Source organism: Exiguobacterium sp. s57 (assembly GCF_018617685.1).
GTDB lineage: Bacteria > Bacillota > Bacilli > Exiguobacteriales > Exiguobacteriaceae > Exiguobacterium > Exiguobacterium marinum.
In genome coordinates this window covers 21,438-47,407 of sequence record NZ_JACSKR010000003.1, presented here as the reverse complement: position 1 = coordinate 47,407, position 25,970 = coordinate 21,438, and the positions used below count along the sequence as shown (strand labels likewise).

The window sequence follows — 25,970 nt, the reverse complement described above, 5'->3', positions numbered from 1 at the left end:
AGCGCGTCCATCATGGTCTAACGAGACGGTAACCGATACCGTAAAGTGTTTCGAGCTCGAGACGATGTAATTTCTTCCGGACACGGCGCACCAAGTCATCGACGACGCGGTCTGAACCAAAATAGTCATTCCCCCAAACCCCTTCTAAAATCTGTTCCCGTGACAAGGCCGAACCGGGATATTCTAAGAATAAAAGAAGTAAGTCAAACTCTTTTGACGTCAAATCAATCTCCTCGTCTCCGTGCTTGATAAGGCGTTTATCCGGATAGATTGTATATTCTCCGTATTCGATATGCTCGTTCGATTTCGAACCGTAGACACGGTCAATCAATTTTTTGACACGAATGACGAGTTCCCTCGGGAGGAACGGTTTGGCGATGTAGTCATCCGAACCCATCTCGAGTCCGATGATTTTGTCGATATCCTCGTCGCGTGCCGAGATGAAAATCGTCGGCGTATTCGCATTGACAGCTTTGATTTGTTTCAACAATTGGAACCCGTCCAAGTCCGGCAACATGATATCGAGCACCCACAAATCCGGTTGGTCCGGAATCGCTTCTTGTGCAGATATCCCGTCCGCAAACGAGCGCACGTTGTATCCTTCCTGTTCTAAATACGTGACGAGCATTTTATTTAAGTTTGCTTCATCGTCGACTAAGTAGATTGTATACATTCAAGTCACCTCAACACGTTTTTTCTCATCATATCAAACAATTGTCGTGAAATGATGGGAAAGAAATGAAGTCAAAGAAAAAAGAAGGCAACGGAATCGCACCTTCTTCACCGTACTGAATTCGTTCGTAACTGTTGCGTCAAAAATGCTGCGCCCCCACTAATCAACGCCAATACTCCACTGATCATGATCATTTCCATGATATCCGCCTCCCGTTGATACCGATTCTCATTATCAACTTAAATATAGCATACATCTTATCCGTTGAATACCACAAAAAAAGTCCCGATTTCACTCGGGACTTACCATGATTATGCTTTTACGTCATATCCTTGTTCTTCGACTGCTTCCACCATCGCTTCAAGTGAAACAGAGTCTTGGTGAATCACATCGACCCGATGCTCTTGGAGCGATACCGTCGCTGATTCGACACCGTTCAATTCATTCAATGCTCCCTCCACTGCCGCTTTGCAGTGATTACATGTCATTCCTTCTACTGTTAAAGTTGTTTCTTTCATGATGATCCTCCTTGAGTTTTTAATCTTAATGCGTTCAAGACGACAGATACCGAACTGAACGCCATCGCTGCACCGGCAATCCATGGGGCAAGTAATCCAGCTGCCGCAACCGGTATGCCAAGACTATTATAGGCGAGGGCCCAAAACAGATTTTGACGAATGTTTTTCATCGTCAAGCGGCTCATATTCATCGCCCGACTCACGCCTTCAATGTCTTGCCCTACAATTGTAACATCCGCCGCCTCGAGAGCGACATCTGTGCCACTTCCGAATGCGATGCCGACGTCTGCCACCGCAAGGGCAGGGGCATCGTTCATGCCATCCCCTACCATAGCCACACGACCGGATTGCTTCAATTGTTCGATCTGATCTGCCTTCTCGACAGGAAGTACTTCGGCGATGACTTGACGATTCGGTATGCCGAGTTCGTCGGCAATCGCATATGCGACTTCTTTCCGGTCTCCGGTCAAAACATACACCTTGCGGGTTTGACTGAGTGCCTGCACAACATCACGACTTTTCGGCTTCAATTGATCTTGTAGTCCGAACGCCGCGACAATTCCGCTCTCATCCGCGACATAGACCGGGGTCATCGCCCGCATCGACCAATCCGGCAATTTGTATCCGAGTTCCTCCATCATTCGGACAGACCCGATGGTGAGTTCTATCCCATCAACGACCGCTTTGACACCTCGTCCGGCTAACTCTTCCACTTTCGTCACGACACCATCGCCTGCTTCACGACCAATCGCAGCTGCCAAAGGATGCGTCGATTGCCGTTCTGCCATCACTGCCCGTTTGAGGACCGCTTCGTCTCCGAATGTTTCGACCACTTCCGGCGTTCCGTTCGTCAATGTCCCAGTCTTATCAAATACAACGATATTCGCTTCATTTAGCGATTCAAGTTGCCCTCCACCTTTAAACAAGACACCTTGTTCCGCCGCTCGTCCCGTCCCGACCATGATGGATGTCGGCGTCGCCAAACCGAGCGCACACGGACACGCAATGACGAGTACAGCAATCGACGCCCGAATCGCCGTATCGATATCGTTCAAGAGAAACGCCCATACTACGAACGTGACGACACTGATTGCTACAACGACTGGCACAAACACACCGGAGATGCGGTCGGCCTGCCGTTGAATCGGTGCCTTGTCGGTTTGCGCCTGCTCGACGACGCGTACAATTTGAGCGAGCATCGTTTCTTTACCGACACGTTCCGCCCGCATGAGAATGCGATGGGACTGATTAATCGTCCCGCCGACGACTTCGGCGTCGACCGTCTTCTCCGCTGGAATCGATTCTCCTGTCAACATCGATTCATCAATAACTGTCTCTCCATCAATGATTCGTCCATCGACCGGAATTTTCTCTCCCGGACGCACGACGAGAACGTCTCCTACTTTGACGAGTTCAACGGCAACAGACCGTTCTTCACCATCGACAAAGAGGATCGCCTCTTTCGCCTGAAGCGATAAGAGTGATTTCAACGCATCGGTCGTCTTCTCTTTCGCCCGTCCTTCTAACCACTTCCCAAGTAAGACAAGCGTGATGAGGACTGCACTTGTTTCAAAATAAAGATGTGGATTCATCGGGTGTACAATCATTTCAAAGATGGAATAAAAGTATGCGGCAGACGTCCCCGTCGCGACGAGCACGTCCATGTTCGCCGATCCGCTCTTCAAACTCTTATACGCACCTTGATAAAACTGTGCGCCAATCCAAAACTGGACAGGTGTCGCAAGGGCGAATTGCCACCAGGGACTCATCAACCAGTCGGCTTGGAACCCGAGACCCGGGATATGAGTCAACATCACCAATAGAAGTGGTGCCGACAACAGCGCAGAGATGATGACCTTACGTTGTAAAGGACGTAAATCATGCGGGGGCGCCATCTCGACTTTCGGTTCAGCACCGTATCCAATCTTCTCGATTCGAGCAATCAGCTCTTCTTCCGTAATCCCTTCATCGACACGAATCGTGGCTGTTTCAAGCGGAAGGTTGACCGTCGCTTCGACTCCGTCCATCTTATTCAACACTTTTTCAATTCGAGCCGAACACGCCGCACAAGTCATACCTTGTATGGATAGCTCAACGGTTTTCATGAAATCCCTCCTTATTTTTTGATGCGGCTGACAATCGTCATCAATTCATCAATGTAAGGTTCCATGTTTTCCGTCTCGCTTGCGTGAACCAAACACTTGCGCATGTGACGCTCTAACAGTTGCATCTCGACTTGCTTGAGAGCGGCTTGAATAGCGGATGTCTGTGTCAAAATGTCGACACAGTAACGATCGCTCTCCACCATTTTTTGAATTCCCCGGACTTGTCCTTCAATTCGTTTTAGACGTTTCCCGAGTGCCTCACGTTCAGCGTCATCACGCGGAACGAGTGGTTGGTCATGCAAAAATTCATCCATGTTGATCACCTCACCACCAATATACCCCTACCCCGTAATAGTGTCAAATGAGAAGATAAGAAAAGAGCGAACTAGGTCGCTCTTCTCTACTCAACTATTTTGAAACGCTTCGCTCTTTAAGACGGTACGTAAAATCTTGCCGGTCGTATTTCGCGGAAGTTCTTCAATGATTTCGAGGTAAGTCGGTTGTTTGTATTTCGCCAATTTTGTTTGGGTGTAAGCACGAATATCTTCTTTCGTCACTCCTTCATGTTTCGTGACGACAAACGCCTTCACCGCTTCCCCTTGCTCGGCATCCGGCACACCAATCACTGCCGCTTCAACGATATCAGGATGTTGATACAACACTTCTTCTACCTCTCGAGGGTATACGTTATAGCCTCCGACGATGACCATATCCTTTTTACGGTCGACGATATAGAAGTAACCATCCTCATCACGTCGCGCTAAGTCTCCCGTATAGAGCCAACCATCTCGGAGCGTCATCATCGTCTCTTCCGGCAGTTTATAATATCCTTTCATGACGTTTGGTCCTCGTACAACCAATTCTCCGACTTCACCGACGCCGACTTCTTCCCCAAGCTCGTCGACGACTTTGTTTTCCACATGAACGATGGAAGGTCCAATCGATCCAGCTTTTCGTTCACCGTGGAGCGGATTGAAGCATGTGACCGGTGACGCCTCTGACAGACCATACCCTTCTAGAATCTTACACTCGAACATCTGCTCAAATGATTCGAGCAATTGAACCGGTAAACTCGCTCCACCTGAAACGAAAACGCGGACATGTTTTAGAGCAGAGGTGTAAGCTGGTACCTTCATTGCTGTCTGCAGCAAGAAATTATACATTGTTGGTACGCCAGCAAATAATGTCACACGGTGCTTTGGTACTAAGTCGAATACGTCTTGTGGCGAGAACTTCGGTAAGATGACAATCGTCGCACCACGAAGAAGCGGCGCGTTGACGATAACTGTCAAACAGAAGACATGGAACATCGGCAATGCCGCTAACGCTTTATCTTCAGGCGTGATGTCCAAGTACTCTCCAATGGAATGCGCATTCGAGAACAAATTTCGATGAGTCAAAAGAGCCCCTTTCGGCTTTCCGGTCGTTCCACTCGTATAGAGAATGACAGCGACCTCCTCTTCATCCACTTCGACGAATGTTCCTTCCGATGCAGCAAACGATTCCGCAAATGGGATAAATTCAATCTCACCTTCACGTTTCAATGCCGGAACGTCGGCATATGGCACCGAGATGACAATCTTCAATTCAGGCAACTTCGAGAGTGTCGCTTCTGCCTGTGCGACGAGCGGCGACAACCCAACGATTCCTTTTACGTCCCCATCGAGCAAAATGTAAGCCATCTCATCCGGCGTGTATGTAGGGTTGATCGGAATGACGACCCCTCCACGTGACAACACGGCGAAGTACGTAATCAAGAACGCAGGGCTATTGCCGAGGACGAGAGCGACATGATCCCCTTGTCCGATTCCTTTTTGTTCAAGTGTCGACGCCATCGCCTTGACTTGCCCATAAAACTGTCCGTAACTCACCGTGTCTTCCCCAAACACATACGCCGCTTTCTGCGGGTGAGCGGCCACTACATCTTGTAGTGACTTGACTAAGTTTGCCATGGTAATCCCCCTTTAAATGAATGATGATTCACTTTTGAGCCATAAAAAAGAGCACGTTGTCCGCGCTCTTTTCAATTACTTCTATTGTACATGAAATGTTTCAATAAGAAAACGCTTCCAAAAAGTTCGTCTGCAAATGAAACATACCGGCACGACTTTGGATATGAACGAGCGCTTGTAGTGCCTCATCGTCCATCAGTAAATCATCAATCAACTTATGATACATCTGCTTTTTGGGTTCACTCGTAGCCGTAATCAAAAGAATGGCTTTTGCATGAATCTTTTCTCCGGTGATCGTCTTTACTTCGCACGGGTTCATTAGGTGAAGGAGTGAAATGCCGTCTCGTTTTGAAATGGAGAGAGGCACGTCAATGACAGCTACCGGAATCGCGACATCGCTCACCCCGGAAGGAATAATCGTCTCCTGATCGAGAATCACCCGTGTAAATGAAGAATCGACCATATCTTTTCGTTCTAACTCTAGACCTACCGCCTTGACAGCTCGTTCAAATGTCGCTTGCTCCGTCACCCACATACGACTCGCATCCATCCATTCACTAAGCATCCGATACATGCATACTCCTCCTATTTTGATTAGCCTTTACGAAAACGCTTGCACAAATTATGATACGCCTTCTCCCGTCGAGGCGCAATCCGTTCGACCAACGTTCACGAAACTGCCAAAAAAGGACGAGCTCCGTAGAGATCGCCCTGTCATCTTAACTAATCAAATCAACCAATTCCTCGAGCTCGACATTTCCAAAGTAATGTTTTAAATCGAGCGTCATTAACTGTTCACGGATGGCAGCACGTTCGAAACGAGTCCCAACGAGCGCTTGCTCGACGTCTTGGATGTCACCGACACCGAAGAAGTCACCATAAATCTTCGCTTCTGTGATCGTCCCTTTGTTCACGTTCAAGCGGACGTCGATCGTCCCGATCGGGAAACGGCGTTTTGACTCGACGTCGAACTTCGGAGATTTCCCAAAGTTCCAGTCCCAGTTCGCATAGCGCTCTTTCGAGATATCATGAACAATTTCCCAGTCCTCATCACGTAGAACGTAACGCTCCGGCTGCTCTCCATCATAAATCGAATGGAGTAACGCCTCGACGAAGTGTTGCATCTCCATCTCGCGCTCTAAAAATTCAGTGATGTTCGCGACACGACTGCGAACAGACTTGATTCCTTTTGAGCGCATCTTTTCTTCAGAGACGTTAAGTGAGTTGACGACTTCTTCAATGTTCGAATTGAACATGAGCGTCCCATGACTGAACATGCGTCCACGCGTCGTAAATTGGGCGTTTCCGCTGATTTTACGCTCGCCGACCTGAATATCGTTACGACCCGTCAGCTCTGCCTCGACACCTAGGTTACGTAACGCATCAACGATGGGTTGTGTAAACTTCTTATAGTTATTGAACGAGTTGCCATCGTCTTTTGTGATGAAGCTGAAGTTCAAGTTTCCTTCATCGTGATAGACGGCACCCCCACCAGAGAGACGTCGAACGACATCGATGCCGTTCTCTTCGATATACTTCAAGTTGATTTCTTCCGATGTGTTTTGGTTTTTCCCAATGATAATCGAGGGTCCATTGATGTAGAACAGGAAATAATCTTCATGATCTACGTTCAAGTGTTTTAAGATATACTCTTCAACCGCCAAGTTAAGCTTCGGATCGCGGATATCTGGATTAAAAATAAATTTCACAGTCTATTTCCTCCTAGTCAGGTGTTCGCTACTCGTATTATACGAAACAAGACGACGCCTCGCCAAATCTTTTAGCTCCACTCACCTGTCATGACTCGTTTCAAAGCGTTGGCCACCCCGTATTCATTGTGCCGTTCTGTGACGTGATCACTGATGGCAATCAGTTCTTCATGGCTGTTACCCATCGCAATCGCTTTGCCGGCAACTTTAAACATCGGTACATCGTTCAAGTTGTCACCGATGACGACGACTTCAGATAGGTCGATGCCGTAATGTTCAGCGAGCTTCGATACACCGTTACCTTTATCCGCACCGTGTGCCATCACTTCGATGTTGTCATTGCCCGAAGACGTGACATACACACCTCCGACTTGAGCTTCGATTTCTTTCCACAGAGCTGACATTTTCTCAAAATGGCTCGAGAACGCAATGAACTTATAGACACGTCCCGCTTCTTTACGAATAAAGTTCTCGATGTCGTCAACAATCTTCACATCTTCATTGACGTAATAGCGGTTTTTGAAGAATTCGTACATCTCGAGCGAGCGGTCGTCACCATTCGCTTTCAAGTTCTTCATCGACGCCTCAATCAAGTCACCACGGCTCGCAACAAGCCCAGCTTCCGTGTACATCTCGTAAAAAACGTCCGCATATTTGTCATCTTGATGAAGAACATCAATGACTTGAAGTGCCTCTTCAATCGTTAAATCGATTTCATGAAGGACCTCTCCCGAAGTGTCGAGCACGCGTCCCCCATTCGATGACACGATCGGACAAGATAATCCGACCTCGTCTAAAATCTGTTTCGCATTCACATAATTGCGCCCCGTCGCAATCGCAAACCGAATCCCCGCTGCTTCTGCCTCACGAACGATTTCAGCCGTTTCCTTCGCGATAGTGGTGTGGTTGTGCAAAATCGTACCGTCCATGTCTGATACAAAAAGTTTATACGTTGCCATCTTCCATCACTCCTTTTTCTCTTTCGCTTCTAACTATAACAAAAAGAGAGGGATTCGGAACAATCCGAACCCTCCCTTCATCAAATCTCAATTTTTTCGCCCAATGCCTTCACTTGTTCTCTTACACTCTTCACACAGTCCGGCATTCCGATTCCATCATAGGCGATTCCAGCGAGAATGACCCCTGGATACACACGGCCCATCTCGGCACGCAGCGCCTTGACACGGTCAGCGTGAAAGACCGCATAAGGGGGCAAACCATCACGGAGTCGACTGACAACCGTCTGAACCGGTTCACGATGAATGCGCATGAGACCTTGAAGGTCGTGTAGTGCCGTCTCGATAATGTCCTCATCAGACGCTTCGACGATTTCATCTGCTCCGGGGCGACCTAAAAAGACGCGGAGGACGTGATATCCTTCAGGTACGGCGTGTGGCCATTTCTGGTCGATGAACGTACACGCTGTAATCGTTACATCCGCTTCCTGACTCGCGACAAATCCGGTTCCGACAAATGGAAGCTCGATGTCTTCTTCTTTGAAGACTAAAGAACAGGTCGCTGTCGCATGTGGCTTCATATCTGCCAAAAAGTCACTATCGACTTTCGGGAGGAATTGACGAATGAGACGGGGCGGCACCGTCAACACGAGATGATTCGTATCGATATCACCACGCGTTGTAAACAATCGATATCCTTCTTCACGCTCGGACACTTGTTCGACGGAGCAATTAAAAATGATCTCGGTCCGCTCCAATCGTTCAGCGAGTCGATCTGTGAGCGATTTTAGCCCCCGCTGCAATGAGGCGAACTGACCGACTTTCTTCGCACCAACTTCAGCTACCCGCTGTTCAGGACGTAAATGCCGCATCCCTTCGTATAAGTTCCCGTATTTCTGTTCTCCTTCGATGAACTGTGGGAACGTCGACATCGCACTCATTTGATCGATATCTCCAGCATAGATACCAGAGAGTAACGGTTCAATCAATCGGTCGACGATCGGGTCTCCGACTCGTTCACGAAGGTAGAGGCCGAGCGAGACGTCCGAATATGGTGTCTCTATTTTGGGTGGTGACAGCAACATCCGCTTCAAGTCCTCGTGCTCTTCTTCCGAGAGCAACGTCGTCTCACGAAACGCGTTGACGTCTAGCGGAATCCCCATTACCGTCTGTTTCGGGATTGGATGGAGTCCGTCATGGTGAAGAACGTAAGCCTGTCCGACACCGTTTCGAACGAGTTCATCCCCTAAGCCGACGTCTTCAATTAATTCCGTCATCGCAGTCTTTCGAAAGACGTACGAATCCGGTCCACGTTCAACCGCAAATTCTCCTGTTTCATACGTATCAATCTTTCCGCCGAGGCGATCTGTCGCCTCGAGCAACGTGATGGTCACGTCTTCTGGCAAATAACGCTCCGCATAAAAAGCGGCGGTGAGACCTGTGATCCCACCACCGACAATCGTGAATTTACGCATGATGCACAATCACGCTTTCCATTCGATCCGCGATGGCTTCGATGAAGCTTCGCTCTGCATTTGGCATAGCTGGACGTGCGTAGTGAACACCGAGGCGGTCACAGACAACTTTACACTCGACGTCGTTATCGAATAATACTTCGAGATGGTCTGCAACAAAACCAACCGGCGTATAGACGAACGCCTCATAGCCATATTTTTCATGAAGTTCAGCCGTCAGATCCTGTACGTCAGGTCCAATCCACGGATCCGGCGTGTTCCCTTCTGATTGCCAACCAATCTCGTAATGCGGGACGCCTGTTTCAATGGCAATTTTATCAGCCGTTTCTTTCAATTGATCCGGATACGGGTCGCCTCCAGCCAAAATCTTCTCAGGGAGACTATGCGCTGAAACGATGAGACATGTCTTTTCAGCCGGTACAGGCAATGACGCATACGTATCGTTAATCGCACTCGCCCACCATTTGATAAACTTCGGCTCATCATACCACGACTCTACCGAACGAATGTCGATGCCATACTTCGCGGCTTCTTCATGAGCACGTCCGTTGTATGATTTGACGCTATATGACGAGTAATGAGGTGCTAAGACGACCGATACCGCCTCTTTGATGCCATCGTTCGCCATTTGCGCGACCGCGTCTTCTACGAACGGTTCGATATGCTTCAATCCGATATACAGTTTGAACTCGATTTCACCTACATGACGCTCATTCAAGATGTCACGAAGCGTCTCCGCTTGATCGATTGTGATTTTCGCGAGTGGAGATACGCCACCAATCGCCTCGTAGCGTTCCGTCAAATCTTGGAGTGCCTCCGGTGACGGCTTGCGTCCATAACGAATATGCGTGTAATAACGTTCAATATCTTCCGGTTTGTACGGTGTGCCGTACGCCATGACAAGTAGTCCTACTGTTTTCATGATTCGTTGCCTCCCATTTTTTCGCGTGAGTAGTCGTGAATGAATGCCGTCAATTTGACGAGAACAGCCGGATCGACTTCAGGGAACACCCCATGTCCCAGGTTGAAGACGTAACCAGGTTGTTTCATTCCTTCATCTAAAATTTCCTTAACCTTCTCTTCGATGACCGGCCATGGAGCTAACAAGAACGACGGGTCTAAGTTTCCTTGAACGGCTTTCGTAATCCCACGTTCCCGTGCTTCCTTTACCGACAAACGCCAGTCAAGACCGACCACATCTAGTGGAAGGTCATGCCATTCTTCGATTTGATGGCTCGCTCCGACACCGTGCATGATGAGCGGAATATCGAGTGAACGCAGTTCCTTGAAAATTCGCTCCGTCGTCGGTTTGATGTAACGCGCATAATCTTTACGACTAAGCGTGCCGACCCACGAATCAAACAATTGAAACGCCTGAATGCCAGCATCAGCTTGCGCCTTCGCATACGTGATGACCATATCACCGAGTTTCTCCATCAACGCATTCCATACATCCGGTTCTGCATACATGAGCGCTTTCGTGCGATGATAGTTACGGGATGGGCCCCCTTCGATCATGTAGCTCGCCAATGTGAACGGTGCACCTGAAAAGCCGATTAGTGGGACTTCTAGACGTTCCCGCAATAAACGGATTGTATCAAAGACGTATGAGATATCATCTGGGTTTAACGGTTTAAGTCGTTCCACATCCTCCATCGTACGATATGGATTATCGATGACCGGTCCGATTCCGCTCTTAATTTCGACATCAACTCCCATCGATGGAAGTGGTGTCATGATGTCTTTATATAGGATGGCCGCGTCGACTCCGAGTTGTTTCACCGGAAGTTCCGTGACATATGCACAAAGTTCAGGATCATGTGTGATCTCGAAAAGTGACCTCGTCTTTTTAATCTCTCGATATTCCGGTTGATAGCGTCCAGCTTGGCGCATATACCATACAGGTACATAGTTCGTCGCCTCTCCTTTAAACGCTTTTAAAATTGTATCGTTCATACGTCGCGTCATTCCCCTCTAAATTTCTCCTACACTCTTTATTCTCTTGTTTGTGAACTCAAAAACATTATACAGAAATTAATTAGAATTATGCTAATGTGAAGCATTTTCATTGTGTTTTCTTTGTGTCATTTTTTTGTCGGAAATGTTCGAAAGGCTGAATTCAATTGACCTCGAATCATATCATCGCGCTGTTTCGTCGACAATCGACGTTCGCGCTCTTTAATATCCTGAATTCGCCACCCATCCTCCAATTTGGTCGCCACTTCAATCAAACGCTCCACGTCATGGAAAGAATATTTACGTGACCCACCTTTCGTCCGTTCAGGCAAGACGAGACCTTTTTCTTCATAGTAGCGGACTTGACGCTCCGAAAGCCCCGTCAAATCTGTCACGACGCCCATTCCGATGACCTTCTTCGATTTGTAGTCCATTCTCTCCCGCCCTCCCTATTTAAAAAAACTATGTCAGATAATCTGACAAATTGCAATCCAACGTCGTTTTTTCATTTTACACTGAAGTCAACTTTTGGAAAGCACCTAAGAAAAAGGAGGGCATGAACATGGAAGACATTCTCTATTATATGGACACGCTGTATGTACTCATCGCTGCATTGCTCGTATTGACGATGCAATTAGGTTTCGGATTACTCGAGACCGGGACGCTCCGAGCCAAGAACGCCGGTCACGTCGCGGTCAAACAAATAATCAGCCTCTCTGTGGCGGCACTCGCTTTTTGGGCGGTCGGGTTCGGCCTCTCGTTCGGAGATGGAACGACTTGGTTCGGGACAGAAGGTTTCTTCTTGAGTGGATCGTTCTCAAGCCTCGATTGGGCGAACGTTTCAATCGACATCAAATTCTTATTCCAGTTATCATTTGTTGCAGTCTCACTCGCCATCGCTTGGGGTGGATTTGCGGAACGGGCTAAGCTGTCTGCCTACGTTCTCTTCGGTATCTTCTTCGTTGCTATCCTCTATCCAATCGTCGCACGCTCAGTATGGGCTGGCGGTATGCTTGGATCAATGGGTATGCAAGACTTCGCGGGTTCAGCGGTCGTTCACCTTCAAGGTGGGATGGCGGCGCTCATGGCTACCATCATCTTAAAACCACGTCGTAAGACGGAATCACTCGCTGGTCATAACCACGTCTTAACCGTTGTTGGCGGTCTCGTTCTTTGGCTTTGCTGGTTCGGATTCAACGCCGGCTCGACGATGTCGGTCGCTGACGGATTCTTCGGATACGTTGCATTGACGACGATGCTCGCCACAGCAGCTGGTGCGCTCGGTGCCCTTGCCATCGTCATGCTCCATCGGAAAACGGCAGATATCCCGTCAATCGTCAACGGGGTTCTCGGTGCACTCGTCGCCATCACGGCGGCATGTGCGTTCGTCGAACCGTGGGCGGCCGTCGTCATTGGTGCACTCGCATCCATTGCGACATACGGAACGAGCATCTTGATGGCGAAATATGTGGATGACCCACTCTGCGCCTTCTCTGTACACGGAGTGGCTGGGATCATCGGAACACTCGCACTTGGCTTCTTCGCTTCTCCCCGACTTGTCGAAATTACGGGTATCGGTTCTGCCGGACTGTTCTATGGTGGCGGATTGACACAACTCGGCGTACAGACACTCGGTGTGTTAATCGCCATGGTCATCGCCGGTGGCGGCAGTTATGCTTTCTTGAAACTACTCGACGTCACAATCGGTCTCCGTGTCACGGAAGAACAAGAAGATGTCGGTCTCGATATCGCAGAACATGGTGTGTCAGCATACGGTGAAGTCGAAGAGTCGACTGAGAAACCGGGACGCCTTCCGAAAATTCTCGGTTCAAGCGTATCGGTCATGTCTCCTAAAAAATAATCTAATCATGCGAGAAGGACACCCGAAAAGGATGTCCTTCTTTTTTTATGTCAAACGGCTCAAGTAATAGCGAATGACCACAATCGATAAGATAAACCCAATCGCCGCGTCCCATGTCGCACCAAAAGCGATGGACACAAGTACGAGAACGATTGCCTGGACGATAAGCAACCGCATCGCCCACCATGAATACCCTTCGATCCGCTCGTCACGAGTAATTGGTAGCCAGGAGACTATTGAAACCGCCTCTAACCGCTTAAATAAAGGAACGAGCTGTAATGCCGTTAGTCCCACAAAGAGTGGCGTGACAAAGCCCACATACCACCCTCCTGACATCCACATGACAATGAGCGCTACTGCTGTCAAACGAAGAATCAAATCGAGCGAATCGTTTGACCGAATAATACGAAGGCCGTACACATAACGTGATGCGTCCACGTGCTGGAGTACTCGCCGTTCTAACAATTTCGTCAACAGTCTACGCTCCCGGACTTCTTCTCTCAAGGTCGGTAAGTCGACGAACCAACTGATCACCCGTTCAAATTGCGCCCGACTCTTCTCTTCAAGAGTCAACCAATGGAGAAGAGGAATCCGCTCATGTCGCTTAACGTGTAATAGAATGAACGGAGCAAAAGCCGGAATCCACGCCCACTGTGTCCAATCGACAAGAAGACAGACACCGCTCACGAGCGCAAACAGCAAGATCATCCATTCGCGAATCCCCTCTACTCTAGCCAAACGTCCCGCAGCTGACAGCAAAACCATCGTCACGACGAATGATAGCACTTCCATACTCGAATAATTTTCCGTTCGCACGAGAAGTGGTAACAAAATGAGCAAGACGAGCAATGCACGCAGCACGGCGAATGCGACATTAAACAGACGAACGCCAATCATATAGGATCGAATATCACCCAGCTCCGGTAGTAAGAACACTTGATCTGCATCTTGGATGAATGTTCGTGGACGATGACCGAGCGGGATAATCAACAGGATCGCCGCAGCAATCCATGCACCCGGGAACGTCCCATCGATTCGTTCTAAAAAATTGTTATAGACGAACGCCCCGTAAATCAAGGTGAAGTAGAGCGTGAACAGTAGCCCCCCGTTCGCGACATAGCGACTATACTTGACGACCTCTTCCATCCAATTTCCTAGTCTTGAAGTAAATCGATTCATGACGACTGTTCCTCCGAAGCAATCGCCTCGACATATATGTCATCAAGCGTCGCATCCGGTGATAATCGGTACACTTCACGTAATTCCGCGGCCGTGCCGGTTGCGATGACGACACCTTGATGAAGGAAGATGAATCGATCACAATGCCGTTCTGCCGTTTCAAGAATGTGGGTCGACATCAAAATCGCGCAGTCTTCTTTATACTCATCAAATAATTGGAGCAACTGTCGAATCGCCAATGGATCAAGACCAACAAACGGTTCATCAACGATCAAGAGCGGAGTCTTTGTCACGAGAGCACATAAAATCATTGCTTTTTGACGCATCCCTTTCGAAAAGACCGATGGGAACCATGCGAGTTGCTTTTCCATTCGCATCTCTTTCGCCAAACGGTTTGTACGCATAGTCAAATCCTTAGAATCGACATCATACGCTTTTCCCATTAACTCGATATGTTCTTGTAATGTCAATGTCTCATATAAAATCGGCGTCTCCGGTATGTAACTTACTTTTTTACGATACTTTTTTTCTGAAGACTGTAATGTCTCACCATCAATTTCTATTTGTCCGGATAGTGGTGACAAGAGCCCCAAAATGTGTTTGATTGTTGTTGATTTCCCAGCGCCATTTAGCCCTATCAACCCAACGAGCTCTCCTTTTTTCACTTCAAACGAAACGTCATGCAATACTTGTTTACCGAGATATCCGCCGTTCAACCGATCGACGTGCAGCATGAAAACCACACCTTTCATTTTCAACTTTTTTTTGTGCTATATGTTTTAAATGTTGTCACATGGGAATAATCACAACTGTAAGGCATTTTAAAATAAAACATCAATACTTCCATTGTTCCACAAAATCGTTGTAAAGAACAATGGGCAAAAAGAGGAAGGAGAATGGTTTATGGGGTTTATTCTTTATTTAATTATCGGGGGTATCATCGGTTGGTTAGCAGGATTGATTTTAGGTAAGGACGTACCAGGTGGAATCATTGGTAACATCATCGCGGGGATCATCGGTGCATGGTTAGGTGGACTTATCTTTGGTGACTTCGGACCAACAGTTGCGGATATCGCAATTATCCCAGCGCTTATTGGTGCGATTATCTTAATCTTGATCGTATCATTCGTTATGAAATCAATGCGTAAAAAATAAGATTATGTATCGGAGGGGCTTCCATTATGGAATGCCCCTCTTTTTTTATTCAATCAGTAAATACATCGCGTCATTCTTTTCGACAAACTGCTTCTCGGTCTCAAGGCCAAAGAATGTAAAGAACGATTCGAAGAACGATTGACCGTAATCCCACTCTGTACCGAGTTGGTGCTCTAGTTTCTCTTTCGGTTCACCAAGTAAGGCAATCAAATCATCCGGCCGCTTATCGAGATCGACCACAATCGACTGTACGTCCCCGTCATCATATGTGACCGTCAACTGTTCATAATCCCATTTCTCCTCACGCTTTCCAGTTGGTTCGCTAAGTGTTTCTAAGACCTTCTTCTCCGATTGTCCAATCAAGGAATCAATCGTTTCTAACGAATGTCCCGTTTGTGCTTCCACTTCGATTTCAATCAGCTCAGCCCGTTTTAAATCGAACTGTCCCGCAATCGATTCGTTCGATTCCGGCATAAGTGCATAATCAATGGATGCAGACGAAGTCAATTGAATTGTCTCAGTTTCGGATACCGTCTCACCGTTCGCGACGGCGACCGCCTTCACATCATAACTTCCTGGCATCTTTTCAAACGTTAGCAACCCGCCTGCTTCATCGATTCGTCCCACGCGCTGACCGTCAATCCAAATATTCGTCAACTGTAAGTCCGAAGTCACATCGATTCGTTGCGGGAGAAGCTCGATTCGATAGTCAGAAAAGCCGTATCGTCCTTCACCCGTGTCGATTAAACGAAACAAACCTTCCGATTCCGTACTAGACGTTCGATCCGAGCGATCTTTCGCAACCTCTGCGATGGCATCGCCTCGAATTGATTTTTCATCATTTAACCAACGCATAAATCGCAACGCTTCCGCTCGTGTTAGTGGTTCTCCTTGATATTCCATCTTTTCTTCAAAAAAAGCACGGTCTTGTTCTAATAAGGCCTCTTTGAAAGCAACGTGAATTTTATCTTGTTCCGCCGCCGGCTTGTATGCGTATAAATAGAAAACAATAGCTCCAACTATAATGATCAAACTAAATAATAAAAGAAGAACTCTCGGGTTGCTCTCTTTCTTTTTGCTTCTCGTATACGACATTCACTCGTCTCCTTTCATATACTTCTATTATAGAAGGAATCGATTCCCCATCCAATCATTCTTGCGCCCGAAATTCCATGGTATGATGAAGCAGAAATGACTTTTAGAATGGAGGAATGAAGATGCATACCGATCCAACCTGTATCTTTTGTAAAATCGCTCAGCAAGAAATCCCGTCGTATCGGGTGTATGAAGATGAGGCTGTCGTCGCTTTTCTCGACCTCTCACAAGTGACAAAAGGTCACACGCTCGTCATCCCGAAACATCATACGAAAAACATTTACGAATTGCCTGAAGATGTCGCGGCGGATGTATTTAAACGAATCCCAACAATCGCTAATGCGATTCAGCGCGAGACGGGTGCAATCGGAATGAACGTCTTATCGAACGCAGAAGAAATAGCCGGGCAAACGGTGTATCACTTCCATATTCATTTAATTCCGCGTTTTGGACATGAGGACGGATTTGGTGCGAAATGGATTACGCAAAACGACGCCTTCACATCTGAAGAACTCTCCACCCTTGCATCGAGTATCCATGCCCACGTATAAGACAGACAGAGACCCGTCGATGACGGGTCTCCTTTATGATTGATTGATAGAATCACGACGGCGCTTCTGCTCTTCTTCCAATTGCGCTCGCTCGACCTGAAGCTTAATCGCCACTTCATAAAGTTGTTGACGCTTTTTGACAGATGTCGCTTGTTCAAATTCTTTTCGTAATTCAGTTAGACGGGTATCTATTTCAAGGATACGTTTTTCTCGAATGGATTCTTCACGATCCTGTTCTGATTGTTTCGATGCTTCATATCCCGCCTCTAGTGTGTTCATAATCGATTCGGCCCAAGTGTCATCTCCCAGTCGCTTAGCGGCGAGATATAGGTCAAGCATATCATCTACCCAACGCTTTGCTTTCTCCACTGAGGATCACCTTCCTTTACCTGTATTTTAAAATAAAATGATTTTTCGGTCAAAAATGAATGTTCTGAAAAATTTTATTTGCGATATAGGTTTTTAATCACTCTTTTTTGGTAAAATAATATGAAAAGAATGTAATTCTGATGAACCGTGCTTGAGGAGGGGAATGAATTGTCGAGTCGCCAACGTCGAGATTGGATTGCTTTCGGCTTTGTTTTAGCATTTTTAGGGGTCGCCACGTTTAAGAAACTAGCGCGAGGAACCGCAAATGACGCCGCTGCGCAACAACATCGAGCATCCACAATCACTACGCTAAAAGAACAATTTGGAAATGTTGCGAAACATGCATCACATGTTGCCGCTGCAAGTAAGCTACAAGGAAAAGAATTGACTGATCAAGTGAAAGTCGAAGTCGAACGCTATCAACAAGACATTCAGCCTTCAGTCGATCGCATCCAAGAGAACCTTCAGGAGCTCTCGAACTTACAGTCTGCTATGACTGAAAAAAATGTCGATCAGACACAGTGAGTGTTTGGAGACATCGTCCGTCGATTATAATTGATTTTTTTATCCGGAAAGGATGGATCGAGATGGAACACGAAAAAGAATTCACTGGCCCTGAGGCCATGCTCTATAGCCACAAAATTATTCAATTGAGTAAGGCTTTATGGAAAACCGTCGAAAAAGACTGGCAAAATTGGATTAAACCGTTCGACTTGAACATTAACGAACATCATATCTTATGGATTGCCCACGCTTTAGGCGGTGCATCGATCTCTGAAATTGCAAAATATGGCGTCATGCACGTCTCGACTGCTTTCAACTTCTCGAAGAAGTTAGAGGACCGTGGATTACTTACGTTTTCTAAAAAAGAGACGGACAAACGAAATACGTATGTCCAGTTGACACCTAAAGGCGAAGCATTGTTACTCGAGACGATTCATGCGTTTGACCCAGAAGGTAACGGTGTCTTCCGCGCTTCCCTTCCCTTGCAAGAACTTTATGGCAAGTTCCCCGATTTAACAGACATGACGGCCATCGTTCGTCGCTTGTATGGGGACAACTTCATGGATATCTTTGCAGAAACATCAAAAATGATTACAGAAGAGGCAGGCAGACGCCCTGATGATGAGGATGATCATCTCACTCAAGAAGCCTAACCTGCCGATAGAGTGGCTCTGTGACGTCTAATTCGATTCCTTGACGGACGCATGCCTCAAGAATCGTTTTCACATCGAGCCTCGCATCTAACATACCTGCAAAATGAACGAGCAACGGCTCTATGGACGTAAATCCATAGCGCACTTGCTCGTTTTGTCGCGCTCGAATTTCATCAAGCAATTGATAAAATGACTCCACTTCCTGTTTCGTCAAGTTTGCTCGAATCACTTCATATTCAAACGGACGGTTCGTCCAATCGACAATCTCGAGTAAGATCTTCATCTGATACGCTAAATGCTCGACCTTCTCTTCTAGTGACACTGCCCTCACCCCATCATTTCACATTCTATTACATCATTATACGACAGGATTGTGTGCTATGATACTGTACAGACAAGAGAACAGCTGTCATGATTAGGAAAATGTGATATAGTCGGACTTAGAAACTTTAAGAATTATTAGGGGTGGAATACATGTCAAACGGAATGACGAATGAACCAAAAAAGCAAGATAAAAAATTCTCAACGGGCGCTCTCGTTGGTGCATCTGCAATCGCACTCATCATCGGTGCTGGCGGTACGTACGCGGCAACGAACGCGGGCGGCGGAGAATCAGATAATTCAGCAGTCGTCACATATAAAGGCGGCGAGGTCACTCGCGGTGAAATCGCGGATATGAGCTATGACCGGATGGTGCCACAACTCGCATTCCAAGAGACGATGAATGCACTTCTTGAAAAAGAATACGGTGACCAAGTCGACCAAGAAAAAGTAGACGAAGAATTCAGCAAGACAGAAGAACAATTCAACTCAGAAGAAGAATTCGAACAAGCGATTCAACAAGCCGGCATGAGTGGTACGGAAGAGTTCAAAGAAGCGCTTCGCGGGCAGATGCTTGTTGACGCAGCAAAATCTGAGCTTGTCGACGTGACCGATGAAGACATCGAAGCACAGTTCGCAAAAGAGAACGTAGAAGTGGAAGCTAGTCACATTCTCGTTGAATCAGAAGAAGAAGCACAAGACATCATCAAAGAGTTGAACGACGGTGCGGACTTCGCAGAACTCGCGAAAGAGAAATCAACGGATACAGGTTCTGGCGAAAAAGGTGGAGAGCTCGGTTACTTCTCTGCCGGTGCGATGGTACCTGAATTCGAAGAATACGCGTTTAAAGAAGATGTGGTCGGAAAAGTTTCTGAACCAGTCCAATCGCAATTCGGTTTCCACGTCATCAAAGTGACAGACCGTAAAGAGAAAGACTTGAAACTCGAAGACGAGAAAGACCGCATTCGTGAAGAATTAGCAGCTGAAAAATCAGCTTCGGTCGACGCGAACAAAATTTACGCAGAGTTGATTGAAAAATATAACGTTGACGTAAAAGATTCAAAAGCAGAGCAACAATTTGACGCTGTCAAAGAAGCGATTAAAAACGCAGACGAATCTTCTGAAGAATCGACTGAACAATAAGTTTAAAGGGCACTCCAACGTTGGAGTGCCCTTATTTGTGCACAGATGCCGTATTATAATTTCGGACGATAAAATGCTCGATTATCGAGAGCCATGACACGTTCCGTGAACGCACCCGGTTCGACGCCTTCATATGCTTTTTCGAACATGTTCATGCGCGCATCGATGTTGTCGATGAAGAACAACATCTCCGCCTCAGGAAGTTGAGGCGTATTCGCAGAACCCCACTCCGGTTTACCGTGATGACTTAAGACGAGATGTTGCAACAACGTCGTCACTTCTCGGTCTGTCCCAAGTTCACGTGACACGACTTCAAGCTCCGATGCCATGAGTGACAAGTGACCGAGCAACTTCCCTTCGAGCGTGTACTCTGGTGTGATGGCATCCGATAGTTCAATGACTTTCGCCAAGTCATGCAAAATCACACCCGCAATCAAAAGGTCCCGGTTCAAGGATGGATACAATTCACACATCGTATCCGCGAGCTTCAACATCGACATCACATGAAATGCCAGTCCCGAATAGACCGCATGATGATGTCGAACGGCAGCCGGATATGTGAAATATGCCTCTTCGTGACGATTGACGACTTCCTCGACAAGACGGCGAATCTCATCGTGTTGAAGTGAGGTGATGAATCCACGGATCGTTGTCTCAAGCTCCGACTTCGGAATCGGTGCCGAGCGTACGTACGGCGCGATGTCCACTTCCTGCTCGATGATTGAAATTTGCTTTAGTTTCAACTGCGTGCGCCCGCGATAATCCATCACTTCACCTGACGCATGGACGATTTTTTTTGTCGCATACTTTTCAGTATCCGCACTATCCCATAACTTCGTCTCGATTTCGCCACTCTCGTCGCATAGGATTAATGTTAAATAAGGCTTTCCGTTCCCGGCAAGTCCTTTATAGGATTGTTTGATCATGACATATTGGTCTAGCGTGTCGCCCACTTTGAGTTGACCGATTTTTGTCGTCAATGAAAGCACCTCTCTCTTGTTCAGTACCTTCATCTTATCGAAAGTTTGCGACAGATGCCAACATTCCTGACAATTTGGGAATACTATCAATGTAGCGAATTGGAGGAATGGATGATGGAGTGGGATTGGTATACACGACCTGAGGACTATATTTATGTAGATCAACGATATGTTCAAGCTTATACGTATTGGCTCGAACAACTGACGACCGCAAACGTCACCAAAATTTTGGTCGAGGACGGTTTTATGTATGGTTCACTCACGCTCGACTATGAACAGTTAGAACGAGAACCGCAAAAAATTGGACATTACTTCATCGGACCCGATTTTTTATGGACGATCGGTTTTGATGATCTTCATCACGAGTCGATTCTCGCTAAACAATGTGACTCTCCGATTGAGGCTTTTTACGAGTTACTTGCCGAGCGGATGAACAACTATTTTCACGGCATCGATGAATTTGAAGAACGGTTGTTGACCGCTCAACGTGAAATGACGGGACAGGTCCCTGCTACGTTCATGAATGAGATTTTTGGTCTTCGCAGTGAGATCGAACGGTGGTCGGACACCGTCACCCCTTACAAAGAACTCGTCATGGCAGGACGTGAGGCATTTTTAAGTAAAGATTTACAGCAGTTGAAATCATACCAACTTGCTGATTATCGAGTCAGTCGCTTGCTGACGTTGATCAATCATTATCAAGAAGACGTGATAGCGATGACAGACCTCGCCTCCACACTCTCGAACTTCCGAGGAAATGAGATCATGAAGGCCCTCACCGTCTTCACAGCGCTGACGACCCCAGTCGTTGCGTTCGGTGCCGTTTGGGGGATGAACTTTAAACATATGCCTGAACTGGAATGGCCGCTCGGGTATGGATTCGCCTGGATCATGATTCTTCTCTTCACGCTCATCATCCAAATGTGGTTGAAACGGAAGAATTGGATTGGGTCGTTGTTACAGTTTCCGAATCAGACGACTTCGACGAAACACCGAACAAAACAAAATGCTAAAAAAACGAACAAAAGTTCGTTATAATGATAGAAAAGTGTTTTGCCCAGGAAAGGTGATGTTATGGAACGACTCATCATTCATGTGGACATGGACGCATTTTACGCCTCTGTCGAACAGCGTGATCGTCCCAATTTACGAGGGAAGCCCGTCATCGTCGGAGGCCCACCTCACAGCCGTGGGGTCGTCGCGACATGTTCCTATGAGGCGAGGAAATATGGCGTACACAGCGCGATGTCATCACGTCGCGCTTTTGCCTTGTGCCCGCATGCGACGTTTGTCAAACCAAGGTTTCAAGCATATCGCGAAGTCAGCGCGCAAGTAATGGAGATTTTTAAGTCAGTTACACCGCTCGTCGAACCGCTCTCGCTCGATGAGGCTTATCTCGACGTGACAGAGAATGCGTTATTGAGCTCATCCGGACCCTTTATCGCCCGGTATATTTTAGGTGAAATCAAACGGCGTACCGGCCTTACTGCATCCGCCGGGGTCGCGCCTTCAAAATTCGTTGCTAAAATCGCTTCGGGATTTGAGAAGCCCAACGGTCTCACTGTCGTCCCGACACATGAAGTGGCAGATTTTCTCGCTCCCCTTTCTATTGAAGCGATGCACGGGGTCGGAAAAGTGACCGCACAAACGCTTTATAAGAGCGGATATCACACAATTGGTGATTTGCAAACAACTCGCCCGGAACAATTGAAAGCCATTTTCGGACATGATCGTGGACAACAATTATATGAACTGGCACACGGACGAGACACACGCCCCGTCGTCGCCAAACGGGAACGTAAGTCGATTGGGTCGGAGACGACGTTCGCCATTGATATCGATGACCCGGAAGAAGTGTTCGAACGGGTCATTCCTGAAATGGAGGACGTATTGCGTCAGCTCGATCGTCGCGAGCTGAGCTGTCAAACGGTCACCATTAAATTAAAGACGAGCGAGTTTCAGGCTCGGAGTCATCAAATCAAATTAAACCATCCGACTCATGACCACGACGAGATTCGACGATTGGCCCGACGTCTCTTCGATGAGATGAACGTCATCGAGCCCGTCCGTTTGATCGGACTGACCGTATCCGACTTGATTCCCCGAACTGAATCGACACGGCAACTGACATTCGATGAATTGACAAAACCTTCTCTTGAAGAATGAATAACCATTCATTAAAATAAAGAAAAGGGGGTCATGTGAATGGAAACATACACGGTGACAGGTTTCGAAAATGACGGCACGCTCGTATTGAATGAAATGTTTGAAGCGAGTGACGATCAATCCGCCAAAATAAAAGGACTCGACATGCTTCGCGCTGCCGGGCACGAGCATAAAGGGGCACGCATCGTGCACCAAGGGCAGCTCATCTATTTCGAACGGTGCAAATTACCAGGAAAATTGAAAGGCACGGCATCCTAATAAAAGTAGACCGAGGTTATTTTTCTCGGTCTACTTTTTTATTCGCTGTATTTCTCGTCCCATGCTTCCTGCCATTCTTGAATATCAGGATGAATGTCCTCTAGCGTTTCTCCGCTCAGGCTATATCCGTTCCCCAAGCCTGATCCGTCGGTTACAGGGAAAGATGTCCCTCCGATCACCTTCCCATCCACGACCATCACCGACACTCCAGTCAGGCCGGTGGGAGATTGCTCACTTATCGGATGATCTTTCACCGTAAAGTTTTCATAGTATATGATCTTGCCTACGTATTCATCCGGTGACACGGATTGTAGTCCCCACGTGTTACGTGCACGATCTTCTTTCAACTCATCTAAGGTTAAGGTGCTCGTATGCTCTCCTTCGAAAGAGACGATTGGATACTGTTGTTCCTCGATATACTGTTCGGCCACCCGTCCGTTCTCCGTCATCTCGGGTTCAGGTTCCACTTCTTCCCCGCATGCAACGAGAAATAGACAGAGGATGAGCATCGTCCATTTTTTCATGATCATCATTCCCTTCCTTCAGCCACTCTCTGATTATTCTTTTCGTCCCTTCTCAACTCCTGCTCAAAATGGAAATAAGAAAAGAATCATGAGTATACCGAAGAATGCAGTCAGTAGTTGCAGTGGCACACCGACTTTTATGAAATCTACGAATCGATACCCCCCCACACTAAACACCATCGCATTTGTCGGAGACCCGAACGGGGTCATAAAAGCAAGTGACGCCGAAATGGCGACGGCGATGACGAACGGGATCGGACTAACCGCCATCGATTCCGCAAGTGCGATAGCAAGTGGTATAAACAAGATAGCGGTCGCTGTGTTCGAGATGATTTGACTAAGTAGGATTGTCGCAATAAAAAGAACAACGAGCACCCAGCCAGGTCCATATCCGGCAAAAGAACTCTCTATCCATTCAACTAACCATGCCATGACTCCCGCGTGCTCAAGCGCAGTCCCTACCGGTATCATAGCTGCAATCAAGACGAGTGATGACCATTGAATCGATTGATATGCGACATCCATATGACGCACGGCCCCACTCAAAATCATTGCAAGTGCCGCTAACCAAACCGCAACGGTCGGGTCGACCCACTCGAATACAAACAGTACCACCATCATAAGCAAGATGATGCCTGCTGCAAGCTGATGATGACTGGATACGGTTCGATTGGCCACATCGGTCACCCGTTCATTCGAGAGCAATAGATGTGTGTCTTGTTCAATTCGTTCAAGGTCATCCCACTCTCCTTGCACCATCAATAAGTCACCTTGTTTTAGCGGGGTATCTTTCAATCGCACTTGCGCAATTTCTTCTTGTGGACGGATCAGTTGTAAGACGTTGACATGGAACTCACTCCGTAATCGACTCTCGCCGATGCATTTCCCCACGAGTTGACTCGATGCTGGAATCGTGAACAGCACGACGCCCCCTGCTTTATCATTTACAGCTCTTGCTTCAACCTTTTTATAAGGGATTTGTTCCTGATGTGAGAGGGAACGAACTTGCTGTTCGTCCCCACTAACGAGTAAACTTCCTGCGCGTATCACGGTGTCGGCGCGTGCTGTTTCATAGTGTTGACGTATCCCTTGAATACGTTCTTTTAGAACAAGAATCCCATTATGTGACCACTTCAAGTCACTCAACCGCTTCCCAATTAAAGGGTGGGATTTCTCAATCGATATGACATACACGCTCGGACTTGGTGGTTCTTTTGTTTCTTCTTTAGCCCACTCATTCGAGCTACCTTGATCGAGTAAACGATTTCCGAACAGACGGAAATAAACCAATCCCACGACCATGACGACCAAGCCAATCGGAAGCAGCGAAAAGAAACCGATCGGGACTTCCGCAAGACCACGTAACGATTCTGCTGCAACTAGATTTGGTGGTGTACCAATCAATGTCATCGTTCCACCAATACTTGAGAAGAAGGCGAGCGGCATGAGATATGTTTTGGCAGATCTTTTGATTTGGCGCGCCATCGCCATGACGACTGGAATGAGCAATGCGACCGTACCTGTGTTTGACATGACGCTTGAAAGGAACGTGACGGTCAACATGAATAAATAGAATAGTCTCGTCTCGCTCCCGTTGGCATATGGAATCAATAAAGAAGCCAGTCGTTCTGCCAAGCCAGAATGAAACAATCCCGCACCGACCACGAATAGTCCGGCAATCATCAACACAACCGAATTTGAGAATCCGGATACCGCCTCACTCGGAGTCAATTGATTTGTTAAGACGAGACAGAGAAGTCCAATCACAGCAACCAAATCTGCCCGTAGCCATCCCATTATGAAAAAGAGAATCATCCCTAAAAGTATAAGGACAGTCACCATGACAGTTCACCCTTTCCCCATTATC

At 47.3% G+C, this 25,970-nt stretch carries 29 protein-coding genes; 9 read left to right on the top strand and 20 right to left on the bottom strand.

All coding sequences use genetic code 11. The features are described from left to right. Window positions 1–10 precede the first annotated feature (10 nt). From KNO98_RS08700 to KNO98_RS08645, 12 genes are all read right to left on the bottom strand, one after another. A complete protein-coding gene (locus KNO98_RS08700; RefSeq protein WP_026826657.1) occupies window positions 11–673 on the bottom strand; it encodes a response regulator transcription factor in 663 nt (220 codons plus the stop codon). Between the two features lie 311 nt (window positions 674–984). Continuing rightward, window positions 985–1,191, bottom strand: coding sequence for a copper chaperone CopZ (copZ, locus tag KNO98_RS08695; RefSeq protein WP_015880952.1), 207 nt, complete (start codon window positions 1,189–1,191; stop codon window positions 985–987). Then, complete coding sequence (locus tag KNO98_RS08690) at window positions 1,188–3,296, bottom strand: heavy metal translocating P-type ATPase (RefSeq protein WP_214700507.1); 2,109 nt, start codon at window positions 3,294–3,296, stop codon at window positions 1,188–1,190. The genes copZ and KNO98_RS08690 overlap by 4 nt, the downstream gene beginning before the upstream one ends. A gap of 11 nt (window positions 3,297–3,307) precedes the next feature. Next, entirely contained in the window at window positions 3,308–3,610 is a 303-nt protein-coding gene (locus KNO98_RS08685; protein WP_026826659.1) for a metal-sensitive transcriptional regulator, read from the bottom strand. 90 nt (window positions 3,611–3,700) lie between these two features. Then, a complete protein-coding gene (locus tag KNO98_RS08680) occupies window positions 3,701–5,248 on the bottom strand; it encodes a long-chain-fatty-acid--CoA ligase (protein ID WP_214700506.1) in 1,548 nt (515 codons plus the stop codon). Window positions 5,249–5,348: 100 nt separating this feature from the next. Further along, entirely contained in the window at window positions 5,349–5,822 is a 474-nt protein-coding gene (locus tag KNO98_RS08675) for a PTS sugar transporter subunit IIA (RefSeq protein WP_214700505.1), read from the bottom strand. 145 nt (window positions 5,823–5,967) lie between these two features. Further along, window positions 5,968–6,957, bottom strand: coding sequence for a lipoate--protein ligase (lplA, locus tag KNO98_RS08670; RefSeq protein WP_026826662.1), 990 nt, complete (start codon window positions 6,955–6,957; stop codon window positions 5,968–5,970). 71 nt (window positions 6,958–7,028) lie between these two features. Beyond that, window positions 7,029–7,916 carry an HAD family hydrolase gene (locus tag KNO98_RS08665; protein ID WP_214700504.1) on the bottom strand — a complete coding sequence of 296 codons (888 nt, stop codon included), beginning with the start codon at window positions 7,914–7,916 and terminating at the stop codon, window positions 7,029–7,031. Window positions 7,917–7,996: 80 nt separating this feature from the next. Beyond that, window positions 7,997–9,388: a protoporphyrinogen oxidase gene (hemG, locus tag KNO98_RS08660; protein WP_214700503.1), complete on the bottom strand. Its 1,392-nt coding sequence runs from the start codon at window positions 9,386–9,388 to the stop codon at window positions 7,997–7,999. Beyond that, window positions 9,381–10,310: a ferrochelatase gene (hemH, locus tag KNO98_RS08655; protein ID WP_214700501.1), complete on the bottom strand. Its 930-nt coding sequence runs from the start codon at window positions 10,308–10,310 to the stop codon at window positions 9,381–9,383. Before hemH ends, hemG begins: the two co-directional genes overlap by 8 nt. Beyond that, window positions 10,307–11,356: a uroporphyrinogen decarboxylase gene (hemE, locus tag KNO98_RS08650; protein ID WP_214700499.1), complete on the bottom strand. Its 1,050-nt coding sequence runs from the start codon at window positions 11,354–11,356 to the stop codon at window positions 10,307–10,309. The genes hemH and hemE overlap by 4 nt, the downstream gene beginning before the upstream one ends. A gap of 116 nt (window positions 11,357–11,472) precedes the next feature. Then, window positions 11,473–11,778 carry a MerR family transcriptional regulator gene (locus tag KNO98_RS08645; protein WP_026826667.1) on the bottom strand — a complete coding sequence of 102 codons (306 nt, stop codon included), beginning with the start codon at window positions 11,776–11,778 and terminating at the stop codon, window positions 11,473–11,475. A gap of 122 nt (window positions 11,779–11,900) precedes the next feature. Between KNO98_RS08645 and KNO98_RS08640 the strand changes: the two genes are divergently transcribed. Continuing rightward, window positions 11,901–13,205 (top strand): ammonium transporter, encoded by a 1,305-nt coding sequence (locus KNO98_RS08640; RefSeq protein ID WP_235181861.1) that lies wholly within the window; start codon window positions 11,901–11,903, stop codon window positions 13,203–13,205. A 45-nt stretch (window positions 13,206–13,250) separates the two neighbouring features. On the opposite strand, the gene KNO98_RS08635 is transcribed toward KNO98_RS08640, so the two are convergent. Both KNO98_RS08635 and KNO98_RS08630 read right to left on the bottom strand, forming a co-directional pair. Next, window positions 13,251–14,384 (bottom strand): ABC transporter permease, encoded by a 1,134-nt coding sequence (locus tag KNO98_RS08635; protein WP_214700497.1) that lies wholly within the window; start codon window positions 14,382–14,384, stop codon window positions 13,251–13,253. Then, window positions 14,381–15,118 carry an ABC transporter ATP-binding protein gene (locus KNO98_RS08630; RefSeq protein ID WP_026826669.1) on the bottom strand — a complete coding sequence of 246 codons (738 nt, stop codon included), beginning with the start codon at window positions 15,116–15,118 and terminating at the stop codon, window positions 14,381–14,383. Before KNO98_RS08630 ends, KNO98_RS08635 begins: the two co-directional genes overlap by 4 nt. A 169-nt stretch (window positions 15,119–15,287) precedes the next feature. Between KNO98_RS08630 and KNO98_RS08625 the strand changes: the two genes are divergently transcribed. Further along, window positions 15,288–15,539 carry a GlsB/YeaQ/YmgE family stress response membrane protein gene (locus tag KNO98_RS08625; protein ID WP_026826670.1) on the top strand — a complete coding sequence of 84 codons (252 nt, stop codon included), beginning with the start codon at window positions 15,288–15,290 and terminating at the stop codon, window positions 15,537–15,539. A 45-nt stretch (window positions 15,540–15,584) separates the two neighbouring features. On the opposite strand, the gene KNO98_RS08620 is transcribed toward KNO98_RS08625, so the two are convergent. Beyond that, window positions 15,585–16,634, bottom strand: coding sequence for a hypothetical protein (locus KNO98_RS08620; protein ID WP_214700496.1), 1,050 nt, complete (start codon window positions 16,632–16,634; stop codon window positions 15,585–15,587). A 122-nt stretch (window positions 16,635–16,756) separates the two neighbouring features. On the opposite strand from KNO98_RS08620, the gene KNO98_RS08615 reads away from it, so the two are divergent. Next, entirely contained in the window at window positions 16,757–17,185 is a 429-nt protein-coding gene (locus KNO98_RS08615) for an HIT family protein (protein WP_214700494.1), read from the top strand. Between the two features lie 33 nt (window positions 17,186–17,218). On the opposite strand, the gene KNO98_RS08610 is transcribed toward KNO98_RS08615, so the two are convergent. Beyond that, entirely contained in the window at window positions 17,219–17,554 is a 336-nt protein-coding gene (locus KNO98_RS08610) for a hypothetical protein (RefSeq protein WP_026826673.1), read from the bottom strand. Between the two features lie 168 nt (window positions 17,555–17,722). Between KNO98_RS08610 and KNO98_RS08605 the strand changes: the two genes are divergently transcribed. Continuing rightward, the gene (locus KNO98_RS08605) at window positions 17,723–18,079 is read left to right on the top strand and encodes a hypothetical protein (protein ID WP_214700493.1); all 357 of its coding nucleotides are present in this window, start codon (window positions 17,723–17,725) and stop codon (window positions 18,077–18,079) included. A gap of 62 nt (window positions 18,080–18,141) precedes the next feature. Further along, a complete protein-coding gene (locus KNO98_RS08600) occupies window positions 18,142–18,711 on the top strand; it encodes an HTH-type transcriptional regulator Hpr (RefSeq protein WP_026826675.1) in 570 nt (189 codons plus the stop codon). Here KNO98_RS08600 and KNO98_RS08595 read toward each other — a convergent pair. Next, the gene (locus KNO98_RS08595; RefSeq protein ID WP_235181862.1) at window positions 18,695–19,033 is read right to left on the bottom strand and encodes a DUF1878 family protein; all 339 of its coding nucleotides are present in this window, start codon (window positions 19,031–19,033) and stop codon (window positions 18,695–18,697) included. The genes KNO98_RS08600 and KNO98_RS08595 overlap by 17 nt on opposite strands. A 152-nt stretch (window positions 19,034–19,185) precedes the next feature. Here KNO98_RS08595 and KNO98_RS08590 point away from each other — a divergent pair, with 152 nt between their 5' ends. Next, a complete protein-coding gene (locus KNO98_RS08590; RefSeq protein ID WP_214700492.1) occupies window positions 19,186–20,175 on the top strand; it encodes a peptidylprolyl isomerase in 990 nt (329 codons plus the stop codon). Window positions 20,176–20,228: 53 nt separating this feature from the next. Here the strand turns inward: KNO98_RS08590 and KNO98_RS08585 are convergent, their stop codons facing one another. Beyond that, a complete protein-coding gene (locus tag KNO98_RS08585) occupies window positions 20,229–21,188 on the bottom strand; it encodes an HD domain-containing protein (protein WP_214700491.1) in 960 nt (319 codons plus the stop codon). Between the two features lie 81 nt (window positions 21,189–21,269). Between KNO98_RS08585 and KNO98_RS08580 the strand changes: the two genes are divergently transcribed. Genes KNO98_RS08580 through KNO98_RS08570 form a run of 3 tightly spaced genes read left to right on the top strand, consistent with a single transcriptional unit; the run spans window position 21,270 to window position 23,579 of the window. Beyond that, the gene (locus KNO98_RS08580; protein WP_214700490.1) at window positions 21,270–22,193 is read left to right on the top strand and encodes a CorA family divalent cation transporter; all 924 of its coding nucleotides are present in this window, start codon (window positions 21,270–21,272) and stop codon (window positions 22,191–22,193) included. Between the two features lie 36 nt (window positions 22,194–22,229). Then, a complete protein-coding gene (gene dinB / locus KNO98_RS08575) occupies window positions 22,230–23,321 on the top strand; it encodes a DNA polymerase IV (protein ID WP_214700489.1) in 1,092 nt (363 codons plus the stop codon). Window positions 23,322–23,360: 39 nt separating this feature from the next. Then, a complete protein-coding gene (locus KNO98_RS08570) occupies window positions 23,361–23,579 on the top strand; it encodes a YhzD family protein (protein WP_026826680.1) in 219 nt (72 codons plus the stop codon). 38 nt (window positions 23,580–23,617) lie between these two features. Here KNO98_RS08570 and KNO98_RS08565 read toward each other — a convergent pair whose 3' ends face one another. Next, complete coding sequence (locus KNO98_RS08565) at window positions 23,618–24,103, bottom strand: hypothetical protein (protein ID WP_214700487.1); 486 nt, start codon at window positions 24,101–24,103, stop codon at window positions 23,618–23,620. 63 nt (window positions 24,104–24,166) lie between these two features. Next, complete coding sequence (locus KNO98_RS08560) at window positions 24,167–25,945, bottom strand: SLC13 family permease (RefSeq protein WP_214700485.1); 1,779 nt, start codon at window positions 25,943–25,945, stop codon at window positions 24,167–24,169. Window positions 25,946–25,970 lie beyond the last annotated feature (25 nt).

Excerpts from the sequence above, each read along its gene's own strand:
- KNO98_RS08635 (WP_214700497.1), bottom strand. The coding sequence starts at position 14,384 with ATGAATCGATTTACTTCAAGACTAGGAAATTGGATGGAAGAGGTCGTC.
- KNO98_RS08690 (WP_214700507.1), bottom strand. The coding sequence starts at position 3,296 with ATGAAAACCGTTGAGCTATCCATACAAGGTATGACTTGTGCGGCGTGT.
- KNO98_RS08680 (WP_214700506.1), bottom strand. The coding sequence starts at position 5,248 with ATGGCAAACTTAGTCAAGTCACTACAAGATGTAGTGGCCGCTCACCCG.
- KNO98_RS08665 (WP_214700504.1), bottom strand. The coding sequence starts at position 7,916 with ATGGCAACGTATAAACTTTTTGTATCAGACATGGACGGTACGATTTTG.
- KNO98_RS08590 (WP_214700492.1), top strand. The coding sequence starts at position 19,186 with ATGTCAAACGGAATGACGAATGAACCAAAAAAGCAAGATAAAAAATTC.
- KNO98_RS08640 (WP_235181861.1), top strand. The coding sequence starts at position 11,901 with ATGAACATGGAAGACATTCTCTATTATATGGACACGCTGTATGTACTC.
- KNO98_RS08620 (WP_214700496.1), bottom strand. The coding sequence starts at position 16,634 with ATGTCGTATACGAGAAGCAAAAAGAAAGAGAGCAACCCGAGAGTTCTT.
- KNO98_RS08565 (WP_214700487.1), bottom strand. The coding sequence starts at position 24,103 with ATGAAAAAATGGACGATGCTCATCCTCTGTCTATTTCTCGTTGCATGC.
- KNO98_RS08615 (WP_214700494.1), top strand. The coding sequence starts at position 16,757 with ATGCATACCGATCCAACCTGTATCTTTTGTAAAATCGCTCAGCAAGAA.
- hemG (WP_214700503.1), bottom strand. The coding sequence starts at position 9,388 with ATGCGTAAATTCACGATTGTCGGTGGTGGGATCACAGGTCTCACCGCC.
- KNO98_RS08700 (WP_026826657.1), bottom strand. The coding sequence starts at position 673 with ATGTATACAATCTACTTAGTCGACGATGAAGCAAACTTAAATAAAATG.
- KNO98_RS08675 (WP_214700505.1), bottom strand. The coding sequence starts at position 5,822 with ATGTATCGGATGCTTAGTGAATGGATGGATGCGAGTCGTATGTGGGTG.
- KNO98_RS08560 (WP_214700485.1), bottom strand. The coding sequence starts at position 25,945 with ATGGTGACTGTCCTTATACTTTTAGGGATGATTCTCTTTTTCATAATG.
- KNO98_RS08570 (WP_026826680.1), top strand. The coding sequence starts at position 23,361 with ATGGAAACATACACGGTGACAGGTTTCGAAAATGACGGCACGCTCGTA.
- hemE (WP_214700499.1), bottom strand. The coding sequence starts at position 11,356 with ATGACGCGACGTATGAACGATACAATTTTAAAAGCGTTTAAAGGAGAG.
- KNO98_RS08600 (WP_026826675.1), top strand. The coding sequence starts at position 18,142 with ATGGAACACGAAAAAGAATTCACTGGCCCTGAGGCCATGCTCTATAGC.
- hemH (WP_214700501.1), bottom strand. The coding sequence starts at position 10,310 with ATGAAAACAGTAGGACTACTTGTCATGGCGTACGGCACACCGTACAAA.
- KNO98_RS08585 (WP_214700491.1), bottom strand. The coding sequence starts at position 21,188 with ATGAAGGTACTGAACAAGAGAGAGGTGCTTTCATTGACGACAAAAATC.
- KNO98_RS08625 (WP_026826670.1), top strand. The coding sequence starts at position 15,288 with ATGGGGTTTATTCTTTATTTAATTATCGGGGGTATCATCGGTTGGTTA.
- KNO98_RS08630 (WP_026826669.1), bottom strand. The coding sequence starts at position 15,118 with ATGCTGCACGTCGATCGGTTGAACGGCGGATATCTCGGTAAACAAGTA.
- KNO98_RS08580 (WP_214700490.1), top strand. The coding sequence starts at position 21,270 with ATGGAGTGGGATTGGTATACACGACCTGAGGACTATATTTATGTAGAT.
- KNO98_RS08685 (WP_026826659.1), bottom strand. The coding sequence starts at position 3,610 with ATGGATGAATTTTTGCATGACCAACCACTCGTTCCGCGTGATGACGCT.
- dinB (WP_214700489.1), top strand. The coding sequence starts at position 22,230 with ATGGAACGACTCATCATTCATGTGGACATGGACGCATTTTACGCCTCT.
- KNO98_RS08645 (WP_026826667.1), bottom strand. The coding sequence starts at position 11,778 with ATGGACTACAAATCGAAGAAGGTCATCGGAATGGGCGTCGTGACAGAT.
- copZ (WP_015880952.1), bottom strand. The coding sequence starts at position 1,191 with ATGAAAGAAACAACTTTAACAGTAGAAGGAATGACATGTAATCACTGC.